Annotated in this window: 4 protein-coding genes; 3 read left to right on the forward strand and 1 reads right to left on the reverse strand. The window is 59.4% G+C overall.

The window, feature by feature from the left end; all coding sequences use genetic code 11:
* Nucleotides 1-570: 570 nt before the first annotated feature.
* Entirely contained in the window at nucleotides 571-984 is a 414-nt protein-coding gene (locus tag NKH35_RS31160) for a class I SAM-dependent methyltransferase (protein ID WP_084627277.1), read from the reverse strand.
* A 197-nt stretch (nucleotides 985-1,181) separates the two neighbouring features.
* Here NKH35_RS31160 and NKH35_RS31165 point away from each other — a divergent pair, with 197 nt between their 5' ends.
* The 3 genes from NKH35_RS31165 to NKH35_RS31175 all read left to right on the forward strand — a co-directional run bounded on the left by NKH35_RS31165 (nucleotide 1,182) and on the right by NKH35_RS31175 (nucleotide 3,090).
* Nucleotides 1,182-1,373, forward strand: a complete 192-nt coding sequence (locus NKH35_RS31165; RefSeq protein WP_023716267.1) for a hypothetical protein — start codon at nucleotides 1,182-1,184, stop codon at nucleotides 1,371-1,373.
* A 512-nt stretch (nucleotides 1,374-1,885) separates the two neighbouring features.
* Entirely contained in the window at nucleotides 1,886-2,647 is a 762-nt protein-coding gene (locus NKH35_RS31170; RefSeq protein WP_352917515.1) for a pilus assembly protein TadG-related protein, read from the forward strand.
* Entirely contained in the window at nucleotides 2,644-3,090 is a 447-nt protein-coding gene (locus tag NKH35_RS31175; protein WP_352917516.1) for a hypothetical protein, read from the forward strand. Before NKH35_RS31170 ends, NKH35_RS31175 begins: the two co-directional genes overlap by 4 nt.
* Nucleotides 3,091-3,183 lie beyond the last annotated feature (93 nt).

The raw sequence follows: 3,183 nt of genomic DNA on the forward strand, positions 1-3,183 counted from the left end.
TCGGCCGTCGGACTGCCTTCGTGATCCAGTAAGCCGACGATAATATCCTGCTTGGAAACGATGCTCTCGTTGTGAACGAGTTGGCCCATAAAATACATGAGCCGGCTCTGTGCCTGTGTGGGCATGGGCCTTCTCCCTGGTCGGGCGAAAGCCTGATGATCGCTCCCAAGCGCCTCGTGCCTGTTTGTTTTTGATTTTTCGAGGCGACGGCAACATTGTGCGCTCGTTAGCAGGCCATGGCAACCGGCCAGGCAATAGCAGCATCCATGGTGCGCCGCCCTGACCGCGCGTGCCGGTCCCCTGGCCCCGCTCGGCCGCTACTTTAGTGTTTCTGGTTGACCATCGTGATCGGCGCACCGCATTTTCGCGTTGAGGGACAAACTGGGATCCTGAATGAAGAAGCCTTATCAGAAGCCTGAAATAACAAGCGCGAGAAGCTCTCGGCCGTAACGGCTGTGTGCACGCCATCAACCTGCACCGATGAGTGAGAACCTTTAGACCGGCGCTTTGCCGAAATTCGCTAGCCAGTTGGCTTCGGCGGCGGGCTTTTCCGCTTCCAGGCGCCGAAACTTATCTTCGCGTTCCTGTCACCACGAGCCATGCGGTTTCCGTGCTCGGTCTCGGCACTTCAGGGTCGCTGAACCCTGCATCTCGCAAGGCAGCAAATGACCTCATCGGCTCGCGAGGTGTAAAAATGTCGGCCGGCATGTTCATCCTGTCCATAAGCGCCTTCGGGAGGAAGCCCAGGACGACGCGACCGCCTGGTTCGATGACGCGAGCGAGCTCTGCGGATCCGGCTCTAAGGCTTTGCCAGAAGTACACTGTGTGGACGCTGAGCGCCTTGTCGAATGTGCTATCCGGCAAGGGCAAGTCCTCGACTAGCCCGACTCGGAACTCGGCTCGTCCGGCGCGCACTGCATCTGTAGCGGGCCACCCATCTGTCAACCTTCCCGACATGGAGTATGCCGAAGAGCTGGCGGCCATCCTGAATGCCAACGACCTAAAGCAGAGGCTATCTCACGGGAGGTTCCCCGGAGGGTTCGCCTAACTGAGGTGTGATTCGCCCGCCTTCGTAATGCCCATCGAGGGTGGTTTGTCCGATCCGAACAAGCATTTGTTATTGAACTTCCGACTACCAGGGTCTTAATCGACTTGCCATTGCTTTTCGTAGGGAGGCTGTGATGGGCAGCGTGGTGCCAATTCGCAAGGCCACGCCTCGCGTGGAACTGGTCGGAGCCAGTGGCGAATGGGTCGTTCGCATCATTGAAACTGACCAGGAAATTACACGCTCATTCGGCCTGGAATCGTTTGCGCTGTCCTTCGCGGAAGGCCAGCGGATACGCCTGCATCTCGACCAGGTTGTGCGGCTTTAGGACTCGCTACGATTGGATAACCTCAGTGCCGGGAGCACGGAGACTTCACCGCAGACCATGCCGAGCAGCGGGATCGACACGAAGCTGTCTCGGTGGTGATCGTGAAATCTTCTGCTCGACAAGCAACACCCATGAGGAGAATGCTTCCGCTGTCCGAACTCACGACCTTGCAATTTGGCGCATTTCGCGAAGCGCGATCGACCCAGGATACGCTTGTGTGCGGATCTAGGACTCCAGTCGAGGCTCACTAGCGGAACAGCCGCTTAGCCATGTGGCTCGCAATCACGGAAGGTCAGTTTGCGACCCAAAGCTCCCGGTCAGAATGCGCCCCCCCCCTTGGCCGTAGAGATGACGCAGCGTGAAGCACATGCACGTGAGGAGGAATTGCAGCAAACCTTTCGTCTGGGCCGTGGCTTCATCGAATCGGAATGGGTTTTTTAGAAATTCGTTTATCTATTCGTGATTTCTAATAAAATATGGGATCCAGTGCATTCATCCGGTTCTGGCCTGCATTGGTCCGCGCAACACGCGCCAGGAACGGTAACGTTGCCGTCGTCGTTGCCTTCACCTTGCCGGTCGTGGTCGGCGGCGCCGGCCTCGGTATCGAGACGTCCTTCTGGTACTACAGCAGCCTCAAGCTGCAGGCCGTTGCCGATGCCGCGGCCTATGCCGGTGCGCTCGAGAAAGTCGCGGGTTCCGATAACCCGACCATCATCGCCGCCGCCACGCAGTCCGCGACCTCGAACAATTTTGCCACGCCGGGCACGATCCAGGTCAACACGCCGCCATTGTCCGGCCCGAACACCGCGAAGAAGGCGGTGGAGGTCATCGTCAAGCAAAACCTCGATCGCTACTTCACGGCGATTTTCAACCAGGCGCCCGTTGCCGAACAGGCAAGGGCGGTGGCGCTGATCAATGATGCCTCCAAGGCTTGCGTGCTGGCGCTAAGTCCGTCGGCCTCCCAGGCTGCGCTCTTTTCCGGCAACACCACCGTCAACCTCACCGGCTGTTCGGTCATGTCGGACTCGATTGCCTCGGACGCCATAAAGACGCAGGGCTCGGCGGTGCTCAAGGCCGACTGCCTGATCACGGTCGGCGGCATGGTGCTGAACAATCCAGCGACCACAGTCTGCAAGTCCAACATCACCCGAGCCTGCCGGCAGCCGATCCTTTCTCCGGCTTGGCGACGCCGACAGCCGGCAACCCTTGCAAGAATGTCAACGGCAACAAGACGTCGCAAACACTCCAGCCTGGCACCTACTGTAGCGGCATGAGCCTCAGCGGCAACGTCACCCTGCAGCCCGGCGTCTACGTCGTGCAGGGCGGTATGAAGGTCAACGCCAACGCGGTCGTCGCCGGCAGTGGGGTAACCATCTTCATGGCAGGCAGCAACACCGTCAGCATGAACGGCAACGCCAAGGTGACGCTGAGCGCGCCTACCTCCGGAGCCTATTCCGGCGTGCTGTTCTACGGCGACAGGACCGGGACTGCGGCACAGAGCACCTTCAACGGCACAGCGGACTCGCTTTTGACCGGCGCCATCTATTTTCCCAGGCAGCAGGTCAACTATCTTGGCAACTTCTCGGGGAACGGTGGCTGCACTCAGGTCGTCGCCGACACCATCCAGTGGTCAGGCAGTACGACCATCAAGCAGGACTGCACCAGCCTCGGGATGAAGAACATTCCGGCGACGCAATCCGTTCAGCTCGTCGAGTAGCGGGATGGGTGGGCGGACCTTGCGCATTGTCCTGGACAAATCCGGGATAGCTGCCGTCGAGTTTTCCATGTTGCTGCCCATCCTGTGCCTCGT

This window comes from Mesorhizobium sp. M1143 (assembly GCF_040318435.1).
GTDB lineage: Bacteria > Pseudomonadota > Alphaproteobacteria > Rhizobiales > Rhizobiaceae > Mesorhizobium.